This is a genomic window from Amycolatopsis sp. cg13, assembly GCF_041346965.1.
Lineage (GTDB): Bacteria > Actinomycetota > Actinomycetes > Mycobacteriales > Pseudonocardiaceae > Amycolatopsis.
Window position 1 is genome coordinate 5,362,768 of the sequence record NZ_CP166848.1, and the last position, 23,367, is coordinate 5,386,134.

The 23,367-nt window shown below is 68.4% G+C and carries 22 protein-coding genes; 12 read left to right on the forward strand and 10 right to left on the reverse strand.

Features of this window, described 5'->3' with window-relative positions; all coding sequences use genetic code 11:
• Window positions 1-21 precede the first annotated feature (21 nt).
• Entirely contained in the window at window positions 22-1,713 is a 1,692-nt protein-coding gene (locus AB5I40_RS24770) for a hypothetical protein (protein ID WP_370932441.1), read from the forward strand.
• Here the strand turns inward: AB5I40_RS24770 and AB5I40_RS24775 are convergent.
• Complete coding sequence (locus tag AB5I40_RS24775; RefSeq protein WP_370932442.1) at window positions 1,679-3,688, reverse strand: hypothetical protein; 2,010 nt, start codon at window positions 3,686-3,688, stop codon at window positions 1,679-1,681. The two genes, AB5I40_RS24770 and AB5I40_RS24775, sit on opposite strands and share 35 nt — an antisense overlap.
• A gap of 126 nt (window positions 3,689-3,814) precedes the next feature.
• Between AB5I40_RS24775 and AB5I40_RS24780 the strand changes: the two genes are divergently transcribed.
• Window positions 3,815-4,582: a methyltransferase gene (locus tag AB5I40_RS24780; RefSeq protein ID WP_370932443.1), complete on the forward strand. Its 768-nt coding sequence runs from the start codon at window positions 3,815-3,817 to the stop codon at window positions 4,580-4,582.
• A 6-nt stretch (window positions 4,583-4,588) separates the two neighbouring features.
• On the opposite strand, the gene AB5I40_RS24785 is transcribed toward AB5I40_RS24780, so the two are convergent.
• Window positions 4,589-5,335 (reverse strand): alpha/beta fold hydrolase, encoded by a 747-nt coding sequence (locus AB5I40_RS24785; protein WP_370932444.1) that lies wholly within the window; start codon window positions 5,333-5,335, stop codon window positions 4,589-4,591.
• Window positions 5,336-5,414: 79 nt separating this feature from the next.
• Here AB5I40_RS24785 and AB5I40_RS24790 point away from each other — a divergent pair, with 79 nt between their 5' ends.
• From AB5I40_RS24790 to AB5I40_RS24805, 4 genes are all read left to right on the forward strand, one after another.
• A complete protein-coding gene (locus tag AB5I40_RS24790; protein ID WP_370932445.1) occupies window positions 5,415-6,008 on the forward strand; it encodes a TetR/AcrR family transcriptional regulator in 594 nt (197 codons plus the stop codon).
• Window positions 6,009-6,234: 226 nt separating this feature from the next.
• Window positions 6,235-6,645: a hypothetical protein gene (locus AB5I40_RS24795; protein ID WP_370932446.1), complete on the forward strand. Its 411-nt coding sequence runs from the start codon at window positions 6,235-6,237 to the stop codon at window positions 6,643-6,645.
• Complete coding sequence (locus AB5I40_RS24800; protein ID WP_370932447.1) at window positions 6,642-7,238, forward strand: DUF3558 domain-containing protein; 597 nt, start codon at window positions 6,642-6,644, stop codon at window positions 7,236-7,238. Before AB5I40_RS24795 ends, AB5I40_RS24800 begins: the two co-directional genes overlap by 4 nt.
• Before the next feature lies 1 nt (window position 7,239).
• The gene (locus AB5I40_RS24805; protein WP_370932448.1) at window positions 7,240-8,523 is read left to right on the forward strand and encodes a hypothetical protein; all 1,284 of its coding nucleotides are present in this window, start codon (window positions 7,240-7,242) and stop codon (window positions 8,521-8,523) included.
• 1,058 nt (window positions 8,524-9,581) lie between these two features.
• Here AB5I40_RS24805 and AB5I40_RS24810 read toward each other — a convergent pair.
• Window positions 9,582-9,989, reverse strand: coding sequence for a hypothetical protein (locus AB5I40_RS24810; protein ID WP_370932449.1), 408 nt, complete (start codon window positions 9,987-9,989; stop codon window positions 9,582-9,584).
• Entirely contained in the window at window positions 9,986-10,114 is a 129-nt protein-coding gene (locus AB5I40_RS24815; RefSeq protein WP_370932450.1) for a hypothetical protein, read from the reverse strand. The genes AB5I40_RS24810 and AB5I40_RS24815 overlap by 4 nt, the downstream gene beginning before the upstream one ends.
• A gap of 182 nt (window positions 10,115-10,296) precedes the next feature.
• Here AB5I40_RS24815 and AB5I40_RS24820 point away from each other — a divergent pair, with 182 nt between their 5' ends.
• On the forward strand, window positions 10,297-11,343 hold the full coding sequence (locus AB5I40_RS24820) for a LysR family transcriptional regulator (RefSeq protein WP_370932451.1): 1,047 nt from the start codon (window positions 10,297-10,299) through the stop codon (window positions 11,341-11,343).
• Window positions 11,344-11,767: 424 nt separating this feature from the next.
• On the opposite strand, the gene AB5I40_RS24825 is transcribed toward AB5I40_RS24820, so the two are convergent.
• The 4 genes from AB5I40_RS24825 to AB5I40_RS24840 all read right to left on the reverse strand — a co-directional run bounded on the left by AB5I40_RS24825 (window position 11,768) and on the right by AB5I40_RS24840 (window position 13,832).
• Window positions 11,768-12,133 (reverse strand): DUF427 domain-containing protein, encoded by a 366-nt coding sequence (locus AB5I40_RS24825; protein WP_370932452.1) that lies wholly within the window; start codon window positions 12,131-12,133, stop codon window positions 11,768-11,770.
• Window positions 12,134-12,215: 82 nt separating this feature from the next.
• Window positions 12,216-12,929, reverse strand: coding sequence for a trypsin-like serine protease (locus AB5I40_RS24830; RefSeq protein WP_370932453.1), 714 nt, complete (start codon window positions 12,927-12,929; stop codon window positions 12,216-12,218).
• Window positions 12,930-13,087: 158 nt separating this feature from the next.
• On the reverse strand, window positions 13,088-13,444 hold the full coding sequence (locus tag AB5I40_RS24835) for a hypothetical protein (protein ID WP_344288297.1): 357 nt from the start codon (window positions 13,442-13,444) through the stop codon (window positions 13,088-13,090).
• Between the two features lie 22 nt (window positions 13,445-13,466).
• Window positions 13,467-13,832 (reverse strand): hypothetical protein, encoded by a 366-nt coding sequence (locus AB5I40_RS24840; RefSeq protein ID WP_370932454.1) that lies wholly within the window; start codon window positions 13,830-13,832, stop codon window positions 13,467-13,469.
• Between the two features lie 318 nt (window positions 13,833-14,150).
• Here AB5I40_RS24840 and AB5I40_RS24845 point away from each other — a divergent pair, with 318 nt between their 5' ends.
• From AB5I40_RS24845 to AB5I40_RS24865, 5 genes are all read left to right on the forward strand, one after another.
• On the forward strand, window positions 14,151-16,535 hold the full coding sequence (locus AB5I40_RS24845; protein WP_370932455.1) for a serine/threonine protein kinase: 2,385 nt from the start codon (window positions 14,151-14,153) through the stop codon (window positions 16,533-16,535).
• A 388-nt stretch (window positions 16,536-16,923) separates the two neighbouring features.
• Entirely contained in the window at window positions 16,924-19,299 is a 2,376-nt protein-coding gene (locus AB5I40_RS24850) for a nitrate- and nitrite sensing domain-containing protein (RefSeq protein WP_370932456.1), read from the forward strand.
• 42 nt (window positions 19,300-19,341) lie between these two features.
• Window positions 19,342-19,767 (forward strand): roadblock/LC7 domain-containing protein, encoded by a 426-nt coding sequence (locus tag AB5I40_RS24855; RefSeq protein WP_116199532.1) that lies wholly within the window; start codon window positions 19,342-19,344, stop codon window positions 19,765-19,767.
• Window positions 19,764-20,129, forward strand: a complete 366-nt coding sequence (locus AB5I40_RS24860) for a DUF742 domain-containing protein (RefSeq protein ID WP_009071595.1) — start codon at window positions 19,764-19,766, stop codon at window positions 20,127-20,129. Before AB5I40_RS24855 ends, AB5I40_RS24860 begins: the two co-directional genes overlap by 4 nt.
• On the forward strand, window positions 20,110-20,697 hold the full coding sequence (locus tag AB5I40_RS24865) for an ATP/GTP-binding protein (protein WP_067583957.1): 588 nt from the start codon (window positions 20,110-20,112) through the stop codon (window positions 20,695-20,697). The genes AB5I40_RS24860 and AB5I40_RS24865 overlap by 20 nt, the downstream gene beginning before the upstream one ends.
• 78 nt (window positions 20,698-20,775) lie before the next feature.
• On the opposite strand, the gene AB5I40_RS24870 is transcribed toward AB5I40_RS24865, so the two are convergent.
• Together AB5I40_RS24870 and AB5I40_RS24875 are read right to left on the reverse strand one after the other, a co-directional pair.
• Window positions 20,776-22,149 carry a tryptophanase gene (locus AB5I40_RS24870; protein ID WP_370932457.1) on the reverse strand — a complete coding sequence of 458 codons (1,374 nt, stop codon included), beginning with the start codon at window positions 22,147-22,149 and terminating at the stop codon, window positions 20,776-20,778.
• A 45-nt stretch (window positions 22,150-22,194) separates the two neighbouring features.
• Entirely contained in the window at window positions 22,195-23,292 is a 1,098-nt protein-coding gene (locus AB5I40_RS24875; protein ID WP_370932458.1) for a tryptophan dimethylallyltransferase family protein, read from the reverse strand.
• Window positions 23,293-23,367: the final 75 nt, after the last annotated feature.

Below are 23,367 nucleotides of genomic sequence, written 5' to 3' on the forward strand. Positions count from 1 at the left end.
GAGAGTAGTCACTCTGGTACAATGAACGAGCCGGGAGCCGGGAGCCGGGAGCCGGGAGCCGGGAGCCGGGAGCCGGGAGCCGGGACAACTTTCGTTCCCGAGCGGCGAGTCGTGTTCGTCGGGCACAACCGCAACTCCGTCGCCCGCCTTCTGGACGTCCAGGAACTGCTGCACAACGACCTGCGAATCGAGTACGTCTACGCGATCAGCAGCTCGTCCCAGGCACCCGCGGGCACTCTTGAACTGCTCCGCGACCACGGTGTCGCGGACACCTCCATGACCGCGCTCCCCGCCGTCGGCGACGACTGCCACCTAGTGCTGACCGCGAGCGAGAACATCGACTTCGCGGCCACGAAGGGACCGGTGGTGCTCTTCGCGCATGGCTTCGGGTTCAACAAAGAGTGGCCCGACGGGCATCTGGCAGGCCTGCCTCGTCCGGACGCGCTCGCCACCGGCCGCATCCTCATCCTGTTGTCCACCTCGGAGCAAGACAACCAGCTTCGCGCCGCCTACTCCGGCAAAGGGCTCCGCACACAAGTTGTCGGAGACAGCACGCTCGACCAACTGACCGCCAGCCTGCCGCTGCGGAATCGCTATCGACGCCGACTGGGCGCCGACAACCGCCGGCTGATCGTCTTCGCGTCGTCTTGGGGCCCCGAATCGGGCATCGCCAGGCACCCCGGTTTGCTCCGCACGCTGCTCGCGGGGCTCCCGTACGACAGCTATCGGTTGTGCCTGGTCCTCCACCCGCGAGTGTGGGCCGAGCACGGCACGCGTTTCCTGGAACTCGGGTTCTCCGACGAACTCGACTCCGGAGCGGCGGTACTCCCGCCCGAGGCGGGCTGGCACGCCGCGCTCGTCGCCGCGGACCTCGTGCTCACCGACCACGGCAGCCTCGGCCTCTACTCCGCCGGGATCGGGAGACCGTTGCTGCTTACCGAGCCCGCCACGGAAACCGTCCCGGGCTCGCCGGTCGCCGCGCTCCACGAGCTGGCCCCGCACCTCGACCCCGGCGAAAACCTCCGAGCGCAGGTGGACGCCGCTGTCGAAAATTACGACGCCACCCGGTACCAGCCGGTCACCTCGCGCCTGTTCGAACATCGCGGCGAAGCCGCGGACCGGATCCAGCGCGTTCTGTACGACCTGCTCGCCCTCGAGCCGCAACGATCCGCTCCCTTGCTGCGGGCCCCCGATCCGGTGCCGTGGAAGCATCGCGAACCCGCCGCGTTCCGCGTCCGGCTCACTCCCGCCTCCGCTGGCGGAGTCTCCGTCGATCGTCGTCCGGCGGCCGCGTTCCAGCACGATTCGGACCTGTGGCCGATCCCGCAAAGCGAGGAAGAGTGGCCGCTCGTGGTCGAGGAGAGCGTGCGCGACCTTCGGTGCGCGGAACGCGCCTCCGTACTGTGCCGCGGCGAACCGGCCGGCGCCGAATCCGCGTGGGAATGGACGGCTCAGACCCTCGACGCGTATCCGGCCCAATTCGCCGTCGCGAGCGTGGGCTCCGGCCGGTATGCCGCGCGGACTCGCGACGGCCGCCGGTTGTGGCTGACGACGACCGCGGACGTTCCCGTCACGATCGCGGCGGCCGCCGCCTTCGCCCGGGTACGAACGGAATCCCCGCTTGCCACCGAGTTCCCGGTGGAGTTCGGACCGCACCGATGCCGCATGCGGATCGAGGTCACCGACCGTCCAGTTCCGCCAGCCGCCGGGTGAATTCGGCGACCCGGTCGCTGCCGAGCCGGGCATGGATCTCCGCCATCCTCGCCACCGCGGCCCGCTCCGCCTGACGGTCACCGAGCCTTCCGGCAAGTTCTGCCGCGTCTTCCTGCGTCCACGATTCGTGGAACAGATCGCCGTTGTCCCGCAGCACCCGCACAGACTTGGCGAACCACTCACGTGCCGCGGCATCCTGTCCGCGCGCTGTTTCGAGGCGGCCAAGCGTCCGCATCGCGCGACCGAGCATTTTGGCGTCGTGCTGCTCGAGCAGGCTGAGCGAACGGAGAAGGGTCTTCTCGGCGGTCAGGACGTCGTCGAGTGCCAGTTGTGCGCAGCCGATGAAGTAGGTCAGCGACGCCGCACCCCGGCCGTCTTCGACGCTGTCGAACAGTTCCAGAGAACGCCGAAACGACGCCAGCGCTCGCTCCCAGTCGCCCTGCGTTTCGTGGTAGCGGCCGTCCATTTCCCACACCGATGCCCGAAGGCGGACATCGGTCACCTTGTCCAGCAAGGAAAATGCACTGTCCAATTCGGACCGTGCCCGCTCCGGCCTTCCCAGCTCGACCCACGCGCGCGAAGAAAAACTGCGCAACCGGGCCTCCGCGGCGGCGTTGTCCGCCAAGGCCGCCGCCTGTGCGCCGACGGCGCTCGTCTCAGTCCAGTCCACGAGATAACGCCGGTTCGCGTAAAGCGCGGTCACGGCCTCTGCCAGCTGCGCGGACAGGTCGTACCACTTGTGCCGCAAAGCCGCGCGGATCGCGGCGGCGATCGCCGGCCGCCGGGTGTCCAGCCAGTCCAACGCCGCGGGCCGGTCTTCGCCGAACGGACTCTCGCCGGTCTTGAGCACCTCGGCGTACCGCGGGCTCCGGTACCGGCCGGATCCGGTCACCGTGAGGTCGGCGAACGCGGCACGCCCGCGAAGGAACTCGACCAGCCGCCGTGCCGCCGCGGTCAGTTCCCCCGAGGAGTCCTCGGCCAGCGCTCGGTCCGCGGCATGGCGGCGAACCAGCGTGTGGAAGCGGAAGACCTCGCCCGGCTCGATCTGGAGCAGACCGGCTTCGGCGATGATTCCCAGCGACTGGCCGGTTTCCGCGGCCGTGCCGTCCAGCACGGCGGCAGCGAGGTCGAGGTCGAATCCGCCCGCGGGCGCGGCCACCGCGCCGAGCAGCCGGTACGCCCGGGCCGCCGGAGCGGGAAGCTCCGCATAGCCCATTCTGAAGGTCGCGGTCGTCTTGTCGTCACCGTGTTCGGCGATCGTCTCGGCCAGAGCACCGACGGTGAGGCCGGGACTGCTGAGCAACCGCTGCACCGCGACGCGAAGCGCCACTGGCAGGCCACCGCATTCCTGGACCAGGCGACGCAGTCCGGCCTCGTCGGCGGTCACCGCCGGACCGCACAGTTCCCGGACCAAGTGCATCGCCGACTCGTCGTCCAGCGGGGGCACCGGCAGTACCTCCGCCCCTTCGAACCGGAGGTCGGTCAGCCGGGCGTTGCTCGTCACCAGGACAGCGCTGCCGGGCGAGTTGGGCACGAAAGAGAGCACCTGAGCGGGATCGGTGACGTCGTCGAGCACCACCAGCGTCGGCGCGGCGGCCGTTTTCGTGCGGAACAGCGCGGCCCGGTCGGTCAACCGTGCCGGGATCGCCTCGTTCGCGACGCCGAGCGCGAGCAGGCACGACGTCAACGCGTCGCTCACCGCCTCCGTTCCCTGGCCCGCGGCCCCGTAGTCGATGTAAAGCTCCCCGCCGGGAAACACCCCTCGGTTCTCTTCGACATAGCGCCGGGCGAGCCACGATTTGCCGACGCCCGGCAACCCGCTGAAGACCGCGATCCGGGTACCCGGGCCGTCCCCTCCGCCGAGCAGGGCCTGTGCCTTGGCCAGTTCCCCGGCGCGGTTCACGAACCGTTGCGGGGTCGGCGGGACCTGATGCGGAACCTCGATCCCTCCAGGATGCGCACCCAGCACGCCCATTGCCTTTGCGTCCCCCTCATCCGACGAGCCCGACGTGACCAAAACCATACGGTACGCGAACAGCCGAGCGGACGATCTTGCCGCAGGTCGTGCTGATCGAGCACGTCCGGGCGCAGTATGAACAGCATGGAGACCGACGCCTGGGCCGCGCTGGCGAGTCCGTTCGTGGAAGGCGCGTACGCGACCGTCAAGGGTCGAGTCCGCACGTACGTCCTGCATCAGCAGCTCCTGGCGCACCTGCCTCCGCCGCCGGCCACGGTGCTCGACGTCGGCGGCGGGGCCGGGCATCAGTCGTTTCCGTTGGCACGCCTGGGTTACGACGTCGTCCTGCTGGATTCGTCCGACGCGATGCTGGCGAAAGCGCAGGAGCGGCTCGCTTCGGAGTCAGCCGAGGTTCGCGAGCGCGTCCGGCTGGTGCGCAGCCGCGGCGAGGACGCCGCCGGGGCGGTCGGCGGCCAGAAATTCGACGCGGTGCTGTGCCACGGCGTGCTGATGTATGTGGACGATCCCGTGCCGATGATCGACGCGCTGTGCGCCTGCGCGGCACCGGGCGGGATCGTCTCCGTGATGGCGCTCAACGCCGAGACGCTGGCCGTGCTCCCAGCTTTGGAAGGACGGTGGAGCGACGCGCTGACGGCGTTCGACGCGCGCGGCGAGCGGGGCGTCCTCGGAGTGGACACGCGCGCCGACACCGTGGCGGGGCTGTCGCGGCTGCTCGTCGGGCAGGGGGCCGAACCGCTTGCCTGGTACGGAGTTTGGCTGTTCTCGGACTGGATGGACCTGGACACCGACGAGAGCCGGATCGCCGAAATCGCGGAGGTGGAGCTGGAGGCGGCGCGACGAGATCCGTACCGGCGGATGAGCCGGGTGTTCCATCTCGTCGCGCGCGCCTGAACTGTCCTATTCGGACGCTTCCCAGAACTCCGTGAGGATTCGCGCGCCCTGGACCGGATCCTGCGTCATCCACCAGTGCCCGAGCCCCTCCAGCACCGCGACCTTCGCCCCGGCCCGCTCGGCCGCGCGGCGGCGCTGCTCGTCCGTCCCGACGAAATGGTCCTCGGTCGCCAGCACGACAAGCCCCGGCCGCTCCGCCGCGCGTTCGAGATTCCGGCCGAACTCCGCGATCGCCGGCTGCGCCGCGGACCGGTAAAGCGGGAGCACCGCGCGAGCCATGTCGTCGTTCATCCCCTCGGCGACCTTGGCGGCCACCGACTCGTGCATTCCGCCGCCGACCAGGCGTTCCGCCCGCTTGTCCGCCGGCGCACCGAACATCGCCGCGACAGCTTCCTCGCCGACGCCCGGTTTCTGCCAGCCCTGCGCGAGGTCGTGCCAGACGTAATCCGGGTCGAACGCGCCCGCCGTGTCGCTGGCCCAGGTGCGCACCAGCTCCGGGCGGGCCATGACGGCGTTGAGCACGTGCGCGCCGCCCCAGTCGTGGCCGACGAGGTCGACCGGTTCGGGGAATTTCTCCAGCTCGGCGATCAGCCAGTCGCGATATTCGACGGCCGTCGCGCCAAACCCTTCGGGCCACGGCGCGCCGAATCCAGGCGGCGACAGGCACACGACCGGCCGGTCGCCCAGCTCAGCGAGCAGCCGCTCCCACACGGCGGCGGTTTCCGGATTGCCGTGGACGAAAACTGCGGTCATCGGACTTCCTCCCTCTCGTCGATCCCACTCTACGCATACTTGCTTGTCAGCTGGCAAGTATGTTGTAGAGTTTCTTCCCGTGACCACGCGCCGCACTCAACAGGAACGCCGCGACCAGGCGTCGGCCGCTTTGCTCGAAGCCGCCGCCGAACTGGTCGTCGAGGAAGGCGTGCGCGCCGTGACCCTGGCCCGGGTCGGCTCACGTGCCGGATACAGCCGCGGTCTGGTCACGCACCATTTCGGCGGCAAACAAGCGCTGCTGGAACAACTCGCCCGCACCACGCAGACCGGCTTCGTCCCCGGCCTGGACGCGCTGCCACCCGGCCTGGACCGCCTGCTGCGGCTGATCGACGGCTACCTCGCCCAGCTTGCCGAGCCGGACGTGTTGAGCCGGGCTTTCCTGGTGCTGTGGGCGGAATCGATGACCGCACCGGAACTGGCCCCGATCTTCCGCGAACGCGACCAAGCCTTCCGCGACGACCTGCGGGAGGAGATCTCCGCAGGCATCGCCGAGGGCACCATCCGCGCCGATGCGGACCCGGAGCAACTCGCCGTGGCCATCGTCGGACAGCTGCGCGGCATCGCACTGCAGTGCCTCCTCGACCCGGCCGCGGTGGAGCCCGCCGAACTGTGCCGGTGCGCCGCCGAAGTGTGGAAGCGGGCGCTTTCCTAGCCCACTGTCTGCGAGGCACTTCGGAGCGCCGAACCGCGCATACTGGCGGTTTCGACGGAACATCCCGACTCAACCTGCGCATTCCTGGATTAACATAGAAATTGCGTCTAGAGCATTAATGTCTAGTCGTCTTCCGCATTTCGGAGAACGTCACACAGGCAGTGAGTGATCAGCTACTTTGTTAGCTGTCTGCATTTGCTGACACCGAACATGGGGAGGGCTTCGCGTGTGGGAGGACGTCGAGTTCTCGGTCTTCAACCCTGCCGATGCCAAGCCCGCGGCGAACGGGTTTTCGCTGGACATCGACGTGGCCAAGCAGGTTCTCGAGGAGCTGCTCGGCTATCAGGACAGGTTGGGAGTCATGAAGCGCAAGGTTTCCACCCTGTGCAGCATGAAGCCGCCGTCGAAAGATCCTTCGACGATGGCAATGCACATCGCCATGGTCGGCGACGGCAGCGGAAAGCTGGGCGCGTTCTCCTATGGCGGCGGGCACATCGACTTGCAGCTGGATTACGTCACCGAGCTGATCGACCGGATCAGGAAAGCGCTGGCCGCGATCGGCCAGAGCGACCAGGAGCAGTCGGCGGCGGTCCAGAAATCCAATCCCGGCACCGGCTCTCGAGGAAACTTCGGATGAACCTGCGCACGATCGTCGGAGTACTCGCCCTCGCAGTCCTGGCCGCCGGCTGCTCAACGCCCACCAACGGCACCCCGACGAGTTCGGCGCCGTCGTCCCCGTCGCTGCCTTACGGAGGCGCGCCGAAGGTCGAAAACCCGCTCCCCGACACCGTGTTCGCCGACGGCCCGTGCCAAGCGCTCACCCCCGATCAGCTCACTTTCCAGCTCGGCTCGGCGGTGACCGGGAAACCGGACAACTCGGCGGTCCCGAGCTGCGACTGGATCAGCCCGGACACCCACGCCCGGATCGGTTTGTCGTTCTTCGGCAAGACCAACGACGGCCTCAGCAACGTCTACGCCAACGTCCGACCGCAGATGAAACGCTTCGACGTGCTCCCGCCCATCCAGGGTTTCCCGGCCGTCGCTTACAGCACCCAGCCCGGCCCCATCACGAACTCGTGCGATGTCAACGTCGGCGTCACCGACCAGCTCTCCTTCATGGTCGAAGCCGCGCCCGGCGAGACCAAACTGAACAAGATCGACCCGTGCCCGCTCGCGGTCTCCGTCGCGGGAAACGTCATCACCACGCTGAAGCAGAAAGCCGGCCGGTGACATGAAATTCTGGGAGCCGATCAAGCAATACCTGGACCAGCACCAGGAACTGACGGTGCCGATCGAGGACATCGTCAAGGAAGTGCACGCATCGGACCCCAGCGGCTGGCATACCGGCGCGACCTCCGCACACGAGGTTGCCAGTGAGCTGGAAGCGATCAGCCAGGACATGTCCGGAACGCTGACGAAGCTCGAGTCTTCCTGGACCGGCCAAGGCGCCGACCTGGTCGCCGAACGCCTGCGCCGCGTCCGTGCTTCGGCGATCGACGCACACCAGGCGTTCGCGGCCAACGAAAACACCCACGCCACCGGTATCGCCATGCACGAGAACCTGCGGAATCAGCTGACGTCGATCCCGCCCGCACCCGCGGGAAGCCCGACGCCCGCGGCGGGTCTGATGAACGCGGACGTCATGTCCAAGCTCCTGGAACATGACAGTGCGCAGCAGAAAAACCTTGATACGTATGAGAAGTTCACGTCGGAAAGCCAGGGAAACACCCAGCAGCTGAAGGTCGACTACGGAAAGATCGGCACTTACGACGGCGGGGATGTGACCATCCAGCAGCGCCCCTCCGCCGAGCCCCAGCCCCAGCCCGGCCCGGTTGCCCCCGAGCACCACGCGACCGGCGGTCCTGGCTCGACGTTCACTCCCTCCGCCAGCTCTTCCCCGCACAGCTACTCGGCCGCGAATACCCCGCCTGGCAGGGAAAACGACCACACCAGCACCTCCGGATACACGCCGCCGCCTTCCGGTCCAACAGTGGAAACCCCGTGGCGCGGCGGAACGAGGTCTCCCTCGGCACCCGGCCCGGCGAACGAATTCGGCATCCCACCGATCAGCGTCCCCGGGACCGAACGCCCCGGCGGTATCTCAGAACGCCTAGGCGGCTCCGGCCGCATCGGCAGCGGCTCCGCCCGTGGCGGCGGCAGCTCCGGACGCACTGGCAGCGACCCGAGCAAACTCGGCACCCCAGGACGCCCCGGCAGCGAAGGCAGCTCCGGCCGCCCCGGCGCCAATTCCGGCCGACTGGGCGGCGAAGCAGGCCCCCGCTCCGGAGCCGGTGCGAGCGAAGGCGCAGCCTCCCGACTCAGCGCAGAACGCGTTGCCCCCGGCGGAAAAGGCCTGCCCGGCGCAGCAGCACCCGGCGGCCAACGTGGCAAGAACGAAGAAGACGAAGAGCACGAACGCAAGTACGTTCTTGATGTAGATCTCTTCGCCGATGACGGTACCGCCGTCGACCCGGAAACCGGCATGCGTCCGACTCCGCCGACTCTCGGGGCATAACGGCACAAGACCTGTTGCCTCGACGGATCTCAGTCGACCCTCCGGACCAAATCACGAGGGTCGCCGGAACGCGATAACGGCTGGCCCGCAACAGAAGCAGACTCGAGACCCGGTCCCGCCCCGCCACCCATCAGGCGGCGAGGCGGAACTCCCCCTCGAACGGAACTCTCCTCAAGGGCTGCGCCTCGGGCTGGCTGGCTATCGGACATCGCCCTCCAGCAACGCCCTTCAGGCGGCCGCGCCTGAGGCACCGCTCCCCTCAAGCCCTGCCCGGCGAGACCGACTAGCCCATCGAACGTCACCCCTCCGGCAACGCCCTCCGGGCGATCGGCTCTCAAGCGCCGCCCCCCTCAAGCGCTACCCCTCGAAGCCCGACTAGCCCATCGAACATCGCCCCTCCGGCAACGCCCTCCGGGCGATCGGCCCTCAAGCGCTGTCCCTCGAACGTTGGCTGGTCCCCTCGAACGTCATCCCTCCGCCAACATCCTTCAACCGGCCGCGCTCGGGTGCTGCCCTCGAAGGCCGACTAGCCCGTCGGAACATCGCCCCTCCAGCAACATCCTTCAACCGGCCGCACCTCAGGCACCGTCCCTCAACGACATCTCCCCCGTGCTATCCCTTGAATAGCCGCATCCCTCGAGCGATCGTCCCTCCGGCGGCGCTGTCCCTCTCAGACATCCGTCCCCTCAAACGGATGCGCCTCGAACGCCACCCCTCACGACCGCCCTCTGGCACTGCCTCTCTCAGATAGCCGCACCCTCACGACACACTCCCCGCGAAGCATTCGCCTCCCCGCAATCGCTCCGCGCAATGCTGCCGGTGAAACGGTCACCGCCCTCGGGCACAGTCGCCTCTCTGGCACCGTCCACAAACAGCCCGCTCCGCGCGAAGCACACGCCCCTCCGCGAACGCTCCGCACAACACTGCCGGTGAAGCAGCCACCTCGAGCACTGCCCCAACACTGTTGCCCTCCGGCACCACCCCGGCAGGTCGGCTTCATCGAGCGGCACGACCCCTCAGAACGCGCCGCCCGCGAAAACCGCGGCCCTCAAAGAACCTCAGACCGCGAACGCCGCGGCCTTCCGCGCAATCACCGCGTTCTTCCGCGCCCGCACCGCTCGGTTGGCGCCGGGCAGCCACTGCACCACGAGCACCGCCAGCAGGCTCAGTACCGCGACCGCGTCGAAGGCGTTCAGGAGCGCCGGGTTCAGGTCGATCAGGTCGCGCAGGCCGAGGCCGATGTCGAAGACCGCGAACACCGTCAGCACCACTCGCGCCCAGTTGTGCGCGGCCAGGACCATCACGGCCGACACCAGCGTTACCAGGCCGATGACCAGCCAGATCGCCGCGCGGCTGTTGAACGAAGACATGGCGATTCCGGTCAGGTCGTCGGCCGTCAGCAGACCGCTCGAGGCCAGTTCTCGACCCTCGGCCTGCAGGTATTCCTGCACGGCGGGGCGGATCAACCCTCGCCCTGCACCAGCACCATCGCACCCCACAGCAGCCCGCTGAGCGCGCCGAGCAATCCCAGCCCCCCGCCGATGGTCAGGGTGCGGGATCGTCGCGCGCCGGTGGAACTGTACGAACTCACTTCTGTCGAACTCCTTGGATCAGCAATCGAATCAAGCGTCACGGAGTTTCCCGCCGACTGCTTGCGCCGTCCACTGGTTCGCCGATAAAATCTGCAGATTTTTTGAACTGGCCACGAGATCAGGAAGGCCAGGTTAGGCTCTCCGGCGTCCGCGATGAGAATGAGAAGGCGAGTCCTGCCAGATGTCCGCACCCAGCCCGTTCCGGTCGCCGTCGTTCAACGTGCTCAGCAGGCTCCTGCGCTCGTCACCTGCCCTGCTCGACACGACGTTCGACCAGTTGCGCACGCTGATCACGGTCGCGGAAACCGGAACCGCCCTCGCCGCCGCCCGTACGCTCGGCCGCGACCAGTCCAGTGTGCAAAAACAACTCGACACTCTCAACCGCAATTTCTCCGAATTGTGCGGGGAACCATTGTTGCACCGCCAGGGACGCGGCCGCGACGTTCTTTTTACCGACACCGGGCGCGCCGTCGCACAACAGGCTCGCCGCACTCTTACCGAATGGCTGGACACCATTCACGAATGCCGCCGCGAACTCGGCGGAACGCTCACCGTCGGCGCGACTCGCTACACCCTCGGCAGCCTGGCCCACGCCGGCGATCTCGTGGCCGAGCAGTTCCGCGCCCGCGACATCGAGCTGAACGTGGTGCACGTGCGCACCAAAGACCTGATCGACCGCCTGCTGGCCAAGGACGTGGACTTGGTGTGCGGCAGCGTCGTCACGACCAACGCGCTCGACTCCGTCGACGTGCTCGAATGGCGGCGCAGCGGCCTCGGCATCGTGTCCAATATGGACACTCCGAAGCCCGGCGAGTCCGTGCGCACCAGTGAATTGCCGACACTGCCGCTCGTCGTGCCCAGCGGCGGCGTGATCAACGACTTTATGCGCGGCTGGTTCGGCTCCGACTACCGCAACCGGCTCGACATCGTAGCCGAGATCGACTCCGCGCAATACGGATTCGAACTGCTCCGTTCGGGTCTGATCCGCGGATGCATGCTCGTCACCCAAGGACTCGGCGAAGCCGCGGGCGAAAACCGCCTGCACGCCGCCTCCGGATTGCGCACAATCGGCCTCGTCGACGACATCGAGCCGAAACTCGAACTGCTCGTCGGCGTGTTCGCCCGGCGCGGCGAACGCTCCTCGTACCCGGACAGCCATCCGCTCAACCTGCTGTGGAACGCGCTGCAACAGGCTGGCGAAGCATCCTGGCTCGAAGTCGATCGCTGACCCAGTTCCTGGCCAGGACCAGCAGCCAGCCAAGACCGGCACCGGGCCAAGCAGAACCAAAGCGGCCTCAGCGCCGAACCCGGCGCAACCACCCGGCAGGCTAGGCAAACAGCCAGGGATCGACACCAGACCGGGATCGACCCCCCGCACCAGGCTCAGCAGGGAACCGGGGCCAGCACTGCATCGGCCGCAACGCCGAGCCGAGGTCAGGCCAGCCTCACGCCACGATCAGCCACGGGGCAAGCAGAACTCTCAGCCGAGATAGGCACGGGCCAAGAGTAACTCCGAGCCCGGACGGGTGATCAACCCGAAGTCAGCTCCGGACCACGGTCAGCCACGCACCGGGACAGGCAGTCAGCTGGCGTCGGCTCTGGACCACACGCGGCCGCGAACCGAGATCAGCCCCAGGCCAACCGAATACCCCTCAGCCGACCTCCTCGATCTCCACCCGGTCCGGATAAAACGCGACGTGTCCCTTGATCGGAGCCACCGCGTCGTACGGTGCCTCGTAAACCCACACCGCGTTCTCGCCGTCCGGTACCGCGGCGAGGCTGTAGTACGAAGCGTCGCCCTTGTACGGGCAGTGCGTCTTGTGCTCGGTGGGCGACAGCATCGCCAGGTCGACATCCTCCAGCGGGATGTACTGCACCGGCGGGTAGCTGGCCTCCCGCAGCACCTGCGCGCGGGTGGTGTCGGCGATGGTCTTCTCGCCTGCCTTGACCACCACCCGCGCGGGGTTGGGCTCAACGGTGATCGGGTGGTCCGGCCCCGGGATCAGCTTGTCGGGCATCGTTCTCCTCCTCCGCGCAACGGAAGCGGTGCGCACTCCCAACACTAGGCCGGACCACCGACAAAATCAGACGTCGGAAAACTCAGACGCCCGCGACCTGCGAGATCCAGCTGCGGTACCGCGTGATGTTGGTGTACGCGGTGCTGCTCTGCCGGTCGCTGGTCGACGCGACGCCGACCTGTCGCCCGGACGCGAACATCGGGCCGCCCGAGTCGCCGCCGGCGGTGATGCCGTCGCCGTAGGTCGCGCAGACCGCGACGCCGCCTTCGTAGTCGCTGCACGAAGGCGTCGTCACCCGCACGTTGGCCACCTTCAGGTACCGCGACTGGCAGTTGATCTCCGAACCGCACCGGCTCGTCGCGCCCCAGCCGTAGACCTGCACGGTCTGTCCGGCGCGGACGTCGGTCGACGTGCCGAGCGGCGAGTACGTCGCGTTCACCGAGCTGGACAGCCGGACGATGGCCAGGTCAGCGGCACCGGGGTAGCGCGTGATCGCGGCGCCGGTGGCCATCGTGCCGCCGCTGCTCTGGTCGAGGCTGCCGATGCGGAAGGTGTAGGTCCCGCTGGAGGCGACGCAGTGCTTCGCGGTGAGGATGTACTGCGGGGCGATGATCGTGGCCGTGCAGTTCTGCTGCCCGTTCACGAACAGCCGCGCCGCCCAGGGGGCGTTGGACGCGTAGCCGCCGCCGATGATCGCCGGGCCAGGAGACGGAGCAGTGGCGGCGCCGGCCTGACCGGCGAATCCGGCTAGGCCAAGCGCGGTAGCGAGCACGAGGAAACAGGTGCGCAAACGCATGGTCTCTCGTTTCTGCGGCATCGTCGCCGCGGTTCCGATGGGGACGGGGAACCCTGATCATCAAGGTGCCGCCCAGGAACCAGAACCGGCGAAAGTAGCCGGGGACCACCTGTTCTTCTGCCGCCACCGCCGCTACGGACAGTTCCGCGTACTGTTCCTCAGACCCGCGTCCGGCGCAGCCAGTACAGCCCGATCACCGGAAGCACCAGCGGGATGAACAGATACCCCTGCCCGTACACCGACCACACCGTGGCGTCCGGGAACGCCTGCCGGTCGAAAATGCTCAGCGTCCCGACGGTCAGCACGCCCAGCAGTTCGACCGTGCACGCGGCCAGCGCGATCCGCCACCACGTCCGGCCGCCGCGGGCGAGCGCGATCGTGGCCAGGATGTAGACCACCGCGGCGAAGGCCGACAGCACGTACGCCAGCGGCGCCTCGTGGAATTTCGTGCCGATCTGGACGCCCGCCCGCGACGTCGCGGCGAGCGCGAAGATGGCGTACACCGCGACCAGGATCCGGCCGGGACCGGTGGCCGTCTTACGCGCTTGCTCCACTCCACACCTCGTTCAGTCGCAGCACCATCACCGGAATGGCCAGGCAGGCGATGCCGAGCACGACCGTGCTCGACCGGCTCTGCTCGGCGAGCGCCCACGCCGCGCCGACCGGCAGCACGACGAGGCAGCCGATCAGGTAGGCGAGGTAGGTCGCGAGACTGCCCGGATGGTGGCCGCTGACCAGCAGCACGATCCCGATCACGAGCTGGGCGACCAGCAGCACCTCGATCACGCCGAGCGCGACGAGCAGCGGGGTGTCCGGCAGCTTCTTGCGCGCGGCCTGGACGAAACTCCACAGCGCGACGAGCGCCGCGCATCCAGCGACCGCTATCGCGAACCCGACGATCACCCGTTCCTCCTTTTGCCCGCCGGGCTCAACGTACCCGCCTGGCTGACCGCCCCGGACGGGCGAGGGGCCGACGGCGTGGCCGGGGCCACGTTCACCGGAACGGGTTCCTGGCATTCCGTCAATTCCCGAATGCCACGGAAATCCCGCTCGACCGGGCGACGGGGAATCACGCTCGGTTCGCCAGTGCCGGTTTTATCCGCGCCCCGCTCGGGTCTGCCGAACGCTGAATTGGCGGATTGGCGCGGCGGCGAAGCTGTGCGGGAATGGTTTCCGTCGCCGGAGCACCGGAGAAGCGCACACGCGGAAAGGTCGACTTTTATGAACGTCCGGCACGAGGCATTCTGCCTCGCCGATCCGTGGTTCTTCGACCGCCGACGGGAAATATCCGCCGACGACCTGGCCGCCGCCCCGCCGAGTCCACTGTGGACAGTAGAGGAAACCGAGCACTGGCGCTACCTCCGCCCGCCTGGCGCCGCATTGCCGGAACAGGGCTGGGCCGTAGAGATTTCCGCCGCCCCCGGCAACGCCGAGCGAGTACTGGACCGCGTCCGCGGGTACTGCCGGACCCACGGCCTGCACCACCGGCACCTGCGTTCCCGGTCGATATTCCTCGATCACAATGCCGAATATCCGACAACCGGAGGAACGGGCGCGCTCGCGACTATTTATCCGCCGGACAATAACACACTGGATCGCATCCTCGACGATCTTTCCGAACTCCTCACCGGCGAACCAGGACCGGATATCGACGGCGCCCTCCGCTGCGGAGAATGCCCGATTCACGTACATTACGGCGGATTCACCGAACTGTGGACCGAGTACGGCGGCGCCCGCGTGCCCGCCCTGCGCAGGCCGAGCAGCGCGCTCGAACCCGAGCACCAAGGCCCGGACTTCTCCGTGCCCGGCTGGGTCCGGATTCCCGACTGCGTCGCGGAGTACACCGAAGCGCCGGAGCCGCCGCATCCCGTCGTCGAAGTACTCCGCCAGGCCCACGGAACCGCCGTCTACCTGGCCGGACGCGGCGGCGAGCAGGTGCTCGTCGAGGAGGCCTGGCCATACACCGGGCTGGACGGCAACGGCGTCGACGCGGTCGCCCGGCTGGAGCGCAAGCACGACCTCCTCCAGCGGCTCGCCGGAATCCCCGGCATCCCGAAAACCCACGCGTACCTCGCCGGGCAGCGCCACTACCTGGTGCGGGAGTACCGGCCCGGCGTGGCGCTGGACGCCTGGCTCACCCGGCATTACCCGCTCACTCGCCGCGACTGCCCGGAAAGCGACCTGGCCGCCTACCGCAAACAAGCGCTGTCCGTGCTGGCGCAAGTCGATCGCATCGTCGCCGAAGCCGCCGAACGCGGCGTCGTCCTCGAAAACCCGCACAACATCCTGGTCGACAGCACCGGCACGGTGTCGCTGACCGGCTTCGACCGCGACGAAACGGCTCTGCGGCTGCGCCTTTTCCTTCCGCTGGCCCCGCTCTACCACCTGGTGCCCGAACGCCTCCGCTGGGCCGCTGAGCTCACCGAACGCCGGTTCTCGCTGCCCGCCGGATATGCCGACGGCATCGCGCCGCACACCGAGCCCGCGCACACCGAACTCGACGAGCCCCGTCCCGATTGGACGTTGGTGCGCAAGCAGATCTCCGAAGCGCTGCTCGCGTGCGCGACCCCGAACCGCCTGGACCGCCTGTTCCCCGGCGACATCGAGCAGTTCCGCGTCGGCGGCGCGACCTTCGGCACCGGCGCGGCGGGTGTCCTGCACTCGCTGCACGTCGCGGGTGTCGGCCGCTTCCCCGAACACGAGCAGTGGCTTCTCGACGCGGTCGAAGGACAACAGCCCAGCCGTGCGGGTTTTTACGATGGCAGCCACGGAATCGCTTACGTGCTCGAGGAATTCGGCTACCGGAAGGCCGCGGCCCATCTGCTCGCCGCGTCGCGTGCGCTGGTGGACCAGACCGTCGGCCACGACCTGGCGAGCGGGCTGGCCGGCATCGGCCTGACCCGGCTGCACTTCGCCGCGACCCGCGGGGACAACGAATTCGGCAGGCAGGCGCTGAACATCGGCATCCGGCTGGCCGAGGCGCTCGACACCGCGGAACCTCCGGGCGCGACGGCGCAGGCCGGACTCTTGTACGGCTGGTCCGGCCCAGCGCTGCTGTTCCTGAGGCTCTACGAACGCACCGGCGAACCCGCTTGGCTGTCGTTCGCCGACCAGGCGCTCGAACGCGATCTGGAGGAATGCGTCCCCGCGCTCGACGGCTCGCTGCCAGTCCGCGACGGCAACCGGGGTTCGCGCCGCGGCGCGGGAATCGGCAGCGCCGGCATCCTGATCGTCACCGAACAGCTGGCGCGGTACCGCCTCGACGCGAAGGCCGCGCGCAGCCTGCCCGCGCTGCGCGTCGCGTGCCGCGGGGAATTCGCGCTCCATCCCGGCCTGCTGAACGGCCGCTGCGGGCTCGCCGCCGGGCTGGCGTTCAGCAGCACCCCGGACCGGCGCACCCAGGACGCGATCGACCGGCACCTGACGCGGCTTTCGTGGTACGCGGTCCCGTTCCGCGGCGGCCTTGCCTTCCCCGGCACTCGCCTGCTACGACTGTCCGCCGACGTCGCCACCGGCGGCGCCGGAGTCCTGCGCACCCTCTCCGCGCTTCAGGACGGCACGGAACTGCTCCCGTTCCTCGGACCGACGCCGCGGATCGCCCATTAGTCCACAATGGACAGCTTCTGTCGACATGTCGCCTAGTCGGCAGTTCCACCACGCGGAACCTTGAATGAGTGTCCGGACACTTTTTGAATCACTCATTCAGCCCAGCCCGTTGGTCCGAAACCCGCAGCCGGGGCTAGGGCCTCGGAAAACGCCGGGGGAACTCGGCACTACCGTCGGTAATCGCCGTCAAGACGGCGTTCGGCTGCTCGTTCAGCGGAACCACGAGGCCCCCGTTCGTGATAGAAACCGGGGCTGTTCCGTTCGGTGGGCCTACGAAGGGTGTATCCGAGATTTCCGTGACGAGGACCACTCGCACCCACTGGCGTGTCCGCTTCCCCGGCCGTGTCCGCACTCTCGCCGAGGGTGACCCAGGAGTTCGTGAATCATCGTGGAGACCAAGGACGATCCCGGCAAGGCGTACGACAAGTCGATCCGGAAGAGGCTGACCCGGACGGTCCTGATCCCGAGCATCACCCTGCTCGTGCTGTGGGCGGTGCTGGCGACGGCCTTCTTCATCAACGGCTTGTACGTGCGGCTCGTCGCGGGCTCGGTGCGTGACGTTTCGATCCCCGCGCTCACCGCGCTGTCGTCGCTGCAGCAAGAACGTCAGTTCGCCCTGCAGTACCTCGACAGCCCCAGCTCCGGCCCGCAGCAGCTGCAGCAACAGGAGCAGGACAGCGACGGCAAGCTGAAGGGCCTGCAGGAAGCCTTCGCCGCCACCATTTCCAGCGCGCCGGACGAGATCGCCGGCAAGGTCACCGCGCTGAAGGCGCAGCTCGACCAGCTGCCGGTGCTGCGCTCGCAGGTCAACTTCCGCAGCATCAACCGCTCTCAGGTCAACGCCTATTACAACGGCGTCCTCGACTCGGCGGCGACGCTGTTCGACACGCAGGCGCGCATCGTCCCCGACGCGACCGCGGTGCAGGGCGCGATCTCGGCGACCTCGCTTTTCCGGGCGGGCGACCTGATGTCGCGCGAGACGTCGCTGGTGTCGGCGGCGTTCTCCGGCGGCACCTTCGCGCCGGACGACTTCGTCCAGTTCTCCCAGCTGGTCGGCTACTACCGCACGCAGCTGGCGCAGATCTCGCCGTTCCTCGAACCGGCGGTGCGCCAGCATTACCAGCAGCTTTCGACGAGCGACGCGTGGAAACGGCTCAACGCGGCCGAGGATTCGCTGATCAAGCACGGTCCGTGGAACAGCGGCGACCAGAACACCGTGCCGGTCTCGGCGGGCGATTGGCACGCGCTGACCGCGCAGGTCGCGCAAGGTCTGAACCAGCTCACCATCGAGCAGGCCGACCAGGTTTCCGCCGCCGCGATCGACTCCGGAAACGCGCAGCTGCGCAACGCCATCATCGGCAGCATCGTGGCCCTGCTCGCCTCGCTGGCCGCGATCATCGTCGCGGTGCGGGTGTCGCGTTCGCTCGTCGACCGGACCCTGATGACGCGCCTGGAGCGGCTGCGCAACGACTCGCTCGACCTCGCGCGCAACCGGCTGCCGAACATCGTCGGCAGGCTCAAGAGCGGCGACCCGGTGGACATCGAGGCGGAGCTGCCGAAGCTGGACCACGGCCGGGACGAGATCGGCCAGGTGGCCGAAGCGTTCAACACCGCACAGCTCACCGCGGTCAACGCGGCGGCGAGCGAGGCGAAGGCGCGCAGCGGTGTGCACAACGTGTTCCTCGGCATCGCGCACCGCAACCAGGTCCTCGTGCACCGGCAGCTGCAGATCTTGGACGAAATGGAAAGCCGCGAAGAGAACTCGACTCAGCTGGCGTCGTTGTTCCAGCTCGACCACCTCGCCGCCCGCGCCCGGCGGACCACGGAAAACCTGATCATCCTCGGCGGCAAGCAGCCGGGACGGCGCTGGCGCAAACCGGTTTCGCTGATGGAGGTCCTGCGCGCGGCCGTCTCGGAAACCGAGCAGTACTCCCGGGTGCAGGTCGAGCAGGTGCCGGACGTCGCGATCGTCGGCACCGCGGTCGCGGACACCATTCACCTCGTCGCCGAGCTGGTCGACAACGCGACGTCGTTCTCCCCGCCCGGTTCGCAGGTCGAGGTGACGAGCCGGATGGTCGCGCGCGGCGTCGTGGTCGACGTGTCCGACCAGGGGCTGGGCATGAAGGAAGGCGTGCGCGAGTGGGCCAACGCGATGATGGCCGACGCGCCTGAATTCGACGCGATGGCCCTGCGCGCGGACTCCAGCCTCGGCCTGTTCGTGGTCGCGCGGCTGGCCTCCCGGCTCGGCATCACGGTCACCTTCGACCCGTCGCGCTACGGCGGCACGCGGGCGACCGTGCTGATCCCGTCGAACCACCTGGCCGACGCGAACGCGCCCGAACCCGCGGAGGAGGTCCCGGCGCTCGCTCAGGTCGGCGCGCCAGCACCGGAAGGCGCTCACCGGGCGGCCCCGGAGTCTCCGCAGCCGACCCCGGCGCCGTCGCCGCGCCCGTACCCGGCTCGCCCGCTGCCCACGCCGGCCCCGCGGAATCCGGAGCCGTATCCGCCGTCCGCGGGCCAGATCCCGGACGTCCCGGCCGCGCCGCGCGCGTCCGCCGAGCCGGACCTCAGCGGTCTGCAGGGCGACGACCGGCCCCGGCTCCCGCGCAGGCAGCCGCAGCAGAACCTCGTCGCCCAGCTGCACGACGACCCGGACGCGGCCGCCGAAGCGGACGTCACCAACGCCGGCGAGACCACCGCGCGGACGCTGATGGCGTTCCACAAGGGCACCCGCCGGGCGCGAGGCGGGCAAAATGACTCATAACGACCGAACACCTCACGACACCGAAAGTCAGGGTCTGTCCGCATGAACGAGTACGGGAACTCCACCCCTGATCTCAATTGGCTGCTCGACGACGTCGTCAACCGCGTCGTCGGCGCGCAGAACGCCATCGTGCTGTCCGCCGACGGCCTGCTGCTCGGCAAGTCGTCCGGGATGAGCAAGGACGACTCGGACCAGCTCTCGGCCATCGCGTCGAGCCTGCAGAGCCTCGCCAAAGGGGTGAGCAGGCAGTTCCACCGCGGTCCGGTGCTGCAGAACATGATCGAGATGGAACGCGGGTACCTCTTCGTCTCGGCCGCCGGGCAGGGCGCGTGCCTCGCCGTGCTCGCCGGTGCGGACATCGACGTCGAAATGATCGCCTACGAGATGAACCGGCTGGTCAAGCGCGTCGGCGACTATCTGGCCTCGGCGCCGCGCGAGGCCGCGAACCTGCTGCGGGAGGCGACATGAGCGACGACGGCTGGTACGACGAGGCCGCCGGGCCGCTGGTCCGGCCGTACACGATCACCAGCGGACGGACCCCGTCCGAACATCAGCTCGACCTCTCCACCCAGGTGATGACCCTGCAGCAGGGATCGGACCCGGTCGGGCTCGGCCCGGAACACCTGGCGATCACGCAGCTGTGCCGCAGACCCTTGTCGGTGGCCGAGATCGCGGTGTACGTGAAGCTGCCGCTCGGCGTCGTGCGCGTGCTGTGCGGGGACCTGATCGACCGCGGTCTCGTCATCACCCGCGCCCCGTCCCGTCAGCCGGCCCAGGCGCCGGACCACGAAACTCTCCAGGCGGTTCTCGATGGCCTCATCAAGCTCTGAAGACGCCGCGGCGTCGGTGCCGACCCCGGTCAAGATCATCGTCGCCGGCGGGTTCGGCGCCGGGAAGACGACCATGGTCGCCTCGGTCAGCGAAATCCCGCCGCTGTCCACCGAGGAGGTGCTCACCGAGGCGAGCACCGGCGTCGACGACCTGTCCGGCGTCGAGCAGAAGAAGACCACCACGGTCGCGCTCGACTTCGGCCGGATCACCATCTCGCCGCGGCACGTGCTCTACCTGTTCGGCACCCCGGGCCAGGAACGGTTCTGGTTCATGTGGGACGACCTGGCGCGCGGCGCGATCGGCACCGTCGTGCTGGTCGACACGCGCCGGCTCGAGACCAGCTTCGCGGCGGTCGATTTCTTCGAGCGGCGGAAGATCCCGTTCGTCGTGGCGGTGAACTGCTTCGACAACGCGCCGCGCTACACCCCCGACGAGATCCGCGAGGCGCTCGTGGTGCCCGACGGCGTGCCGATCGTCATGTGCGACGCGCGGCAACGGGATTCCAGCAAGATCGCGCTGATCCGGCTGGTGAAGCACGCGATGACGGTGGTTCCGCAGCCCGCCTGAGCCGGGCTTTCAGACCAGCGAGGGGGTTCCCGGCGCGGGGAGCCCCCTCGTTCGCTTCGTGCGGTCCTTAATGGACTCTCAGTGGACCGGGGCCATCCGGAGATTGAAGTGCCGCAGGATCTTCGGCGCTTCCACGATCCGGTACCCCGGCACCTGCTCCGGGTTTTTCGCGATGTCGCCGAGGATCTCGGCCACGTAGTCGTAGTGGCCCTGGCTGTACACGCGCCGCGGCAGCGCCATCCGGACCAGCTCGAACGGGGCCGGAGCGATCAGCTCGTTCTGCTCGTCGAGCGTGCCGAGGTAGAGCGAACCCAGTTCCACACAACGGATTCCGCCCGCCAGGTACAGCTCGCAGGCCAGCGAGTGGCCCGGGAACCGGGACGCGGACAGATGCGGCAGCAGGCGGCCGGCGTTGAGGTAGAGCGCGTGGATGCCCGGGGGCTGCACGATGTCCACCCCGGCCTCGTTGGCCTGCCTCGCGAGCCGGGCCGCCTCGCCCGCACGCGCGGCGAGATAGTGCGGGTCAACGACTTCCTGCAGGCCCTTGGCGACGCGGTCCAGGTCGTGCGCCGCGAGCCCGCCGTACGTGCGGAAGCCCTCGGTGGCGATCAGGTTGGTTTCGCAGCGCTGCGCGAGTTCCGGGTCGGTCAGGCCGATGAACGCGCCCATCGGCGAGATGCCGTCCTTCTTCAGGCTCGCGACACAGCCGTCGACCAGGCTGAACGCCTCTCGCGCGACCTCGCGCGGCGTCTTGTCCGCGTAGCCCGCCTCGCGCTGGATGACCAGCCACGCGTTCTCCGCGAACCGTGCGGCGTCAAGGAAAACCGGGACGCCGTGTGCCCGCGCGAGCTTCGCCGCCGCGGCCAGGTTGGCCATCGAGACCGGCTGTCCGCCGCCGCCGTTGTTGGTGATGGTGAGCAGCACCTGGCCGACGCGGTTGCCGTCCGGGCCGTTGAGCAGGCGTTCGAGTGCGTCGAGGTCGATGTTGCCCTTGAACGGTTCGAGGCTGTCGAGATCGCCGAACTCCGCGCAGGGCAGGTCGATCGCCTCGGCGCCGAGCAGTTCGACGTTCGCGCGCGTGGTGTCGAAATGCGTGTTGCTGACCGAGATCCGGCCGCTGCACAGCACGCTGGAGAACAGCACGCGCTCGGCCGCGCGGCCTTGGTGCACCGGCAGGAGGTGCGGGTATCCGGTGAGGTCGCTCAGCGCTTCGCGGAAGCGGTAGAACGAATCCGACCCGGCGTACGAACGGTCCGCGGCGGCAGCGGCAGCCTCCTGCGCGGTCGAGACCGCGCCGGTGCCGGAGTCGGTGAGCAGGTCGATGCTGACCTTGTTCGCGGGCAGGTTGAAGGCGTTGTAGCCCGCCGCGGCGAGCGCCTGTTCCCGTTCGGCACGGGTGGTGACCGGGATTTCGGCGACTACTTGGGCGCGGTACGGCGGGAAGGTCCGCATCAGGGTATTTCCTCCAGTTGTGGGTGACGGCCGAAAACTGCTGTGTCAGGTAATCCGGCCGAGCACCGGGCGCTTTCTGGGCGGCGCTACCGCGTAGGCTTCCGACGACAGGTAGACCGTGATTCCGGAACCGAACTCGCCCATTCGCAGCGACACGTGCGCGATCAGTCCGACGCCGTCGCGCAGTGGCCGTTCCGAAACCGCTGCCAGCGCTTTGTCCAGTTGTGTCGGGTCGAAGTCGTATTGCGCGAGAATGGCGTGCACCCGGGCGCGGGCGATCTCGTCGTCCGGCACGTAGCTGCGAATAGGAAGGTAAAGACTGTAGTTTCCCGGTGTACCGCCCATGCCCTCGACAAAGGAATAGCTGGAAACCAGCGGACGGCCTTCGAAGGGGCCTTTTCCGCCGCCGAGCACGGCGAGGAATTCCCGGATCAGCATCGGGTCCGCGCCGGGCACCAGCTCCGCCGCGCGCACCGCGTCCTCGGCCTCGGCGGCGTCGTGCGAGACGTACACCTTGACCCGGGAGAGCGGGTCGTCGTCGAGGTCGAGCGCGAAGAAGGTGAAGTTGTCGCTCTCGCCGCGGCGCAGCGCGTGCTCGACGACCGGGTCGAACGCCTCGCCGAGGTTCAGCCGCCGGAACCCCTCGCTGACCAGCGAATCCGCCATGGTCGGGCCGCTGATCTGCGGGTTCAGGTACACCTTGATTTTCGGCGCGGAGCCGTTGCGGAAGATCAGCGAGTACCACAGCGTGAACGGCCCGCGGCGCTCGTCGTGCGGGAGGAAGAGGTCGGCCACCGCGTCGAGCCGGTCGGTGACCAGGCCGTACTCGCCGGCCACCTGAGTGAGGAACTCGCGCGGGTCGGGAGCCCCGACGGTCTCGCCGAGAACCCTTACCACACATTCGCCATTGGCGTCGAATGCGACCGAGAATTCAACGGGCGTGGTGTCGTCCGCCACATTGCACGGGAACTGCGCCGGAGCGTCGACAGTCAATTCACCGGACTCGCCGAGCAACAACCGGAGAAGATCCAGGTGACGGCGTTCTTCGGGATCGAATCCCACTGCCTGGCACAGCCGGTCGAGTTGACCGCCGGCGTGGGTGTACATCGACAACTCGACCATCGGCACACTCGCTCCGACCATGGCGCTGTATTCACCGTTTCATTCGTGCGTTCGGCCCCGCGAAGCATCCGCTGTTCGGCGGAGCGGGCGCTCCCG

Coding starts and splice junctions, on each gene's coding strand:
- AB5I40_RS24770 (WP_370932441.1), top strand. CDS start 22: ATGAACGAGCCGGGAGCCGGGAGCCGGGAGCCGGGAGCCGGGAGCCGG.
- AB5I40_RS24775 (WP_370932442.1), bottom strand. CDS start 3,688: ATGGGCGTGCTGGGTGCGCATCCTGGAGGGATCGAGGTTCCGCATCAG.
- AB5I40_RS24780 (WP_370932443.1), top strand. CDS start 3,815: ATGGAGACCGACGCCTGGGCCGCGCTGGCGAGTCCGTTCGTGGAAGGC.
- AB5I40_RS24785 (WP_370932444.1), bottom strand. CDS start 5,335: ATGACCGCAGTTTTCGTCCACGGCAATCCGGAAACCGCCGCCGTGTGG.
- AB5I40_RS24800 (WP_370932447.1), top strand. CDS start 6,642: ATGAACCTGCGCACGATCGTCGGAGTACTCGCCCTCGCAGTCCTGGCC.
- AB5I40_RS24805 (WP_370932448.1), top strand. CDS start 7,240: ATGAAATTCTGGGAGCCGATCAAGCAATACCTGGACCAGCACCAGGAA.
- AB5I40_RS24820 (WP_370932451.1), top strand. CDS start 10,297: ATGTCCGCACCCAGCCCGTTCCGGTCGCCGTCGTTCAACGTGCTCAGC.
- AB5I40_RS24825 (WP_370932452.1), bottom strand. CDS start 12,133: ATGCCCGACAAGCTGATCCCGGGGCCGGACCACCCGATCACCGTTGAG.
- AB5I40_RS24830 (WP_370932453.1), bottom strand. CDS start 12,929: ATGCGTTTGCGCACCTGTTTCCTCGTGCTCGCTACCGCGCTTGGCCTA.
- AB5I40_RS24845 (WP_370932455.1), top strand. CDS start 14,151: ATGAACGTCCGGCACGAGGCATTCTGCCTCGCCGATCCGTGGTTCTTC.
- AB5I40_RS24855 (WP_116199532.1), top strand. CDS start 19,342: ATGAACGAGTACGGGAACTCCACCCCTGATCTCAATTGGCTGCTCGAC.
- AB5I40_RS24860 (WP_009071595.1), top strand. CDS start 19,764: ATGAGCGACGACGGCTGGTACGACGAGGCCGCCGGGCCGCTGGTCCGG.
- AB5I40_RS24865 (WP_067583957.1), top strand. CDS start 20,110: ATGGCCTCATCAAGCTCTGAAGACGCCGCGGCGTCGGTGCCGACCCCG.
- AB5I40_RS24870 (WP_370932457.1), bottom strand. CDS start 22,149: ATGCGGACCTTCCCGCCGTACCGCGCCCAAGTAGTCGCCGAAATCCCG.
- AB5I40_RS24875 (WP_370932458.1), bottom strand. CDS start 23,292: ATGGTCGGAGCGAGTGTGCCGATGGTCGAGTTGTCGATGTACACCCAC.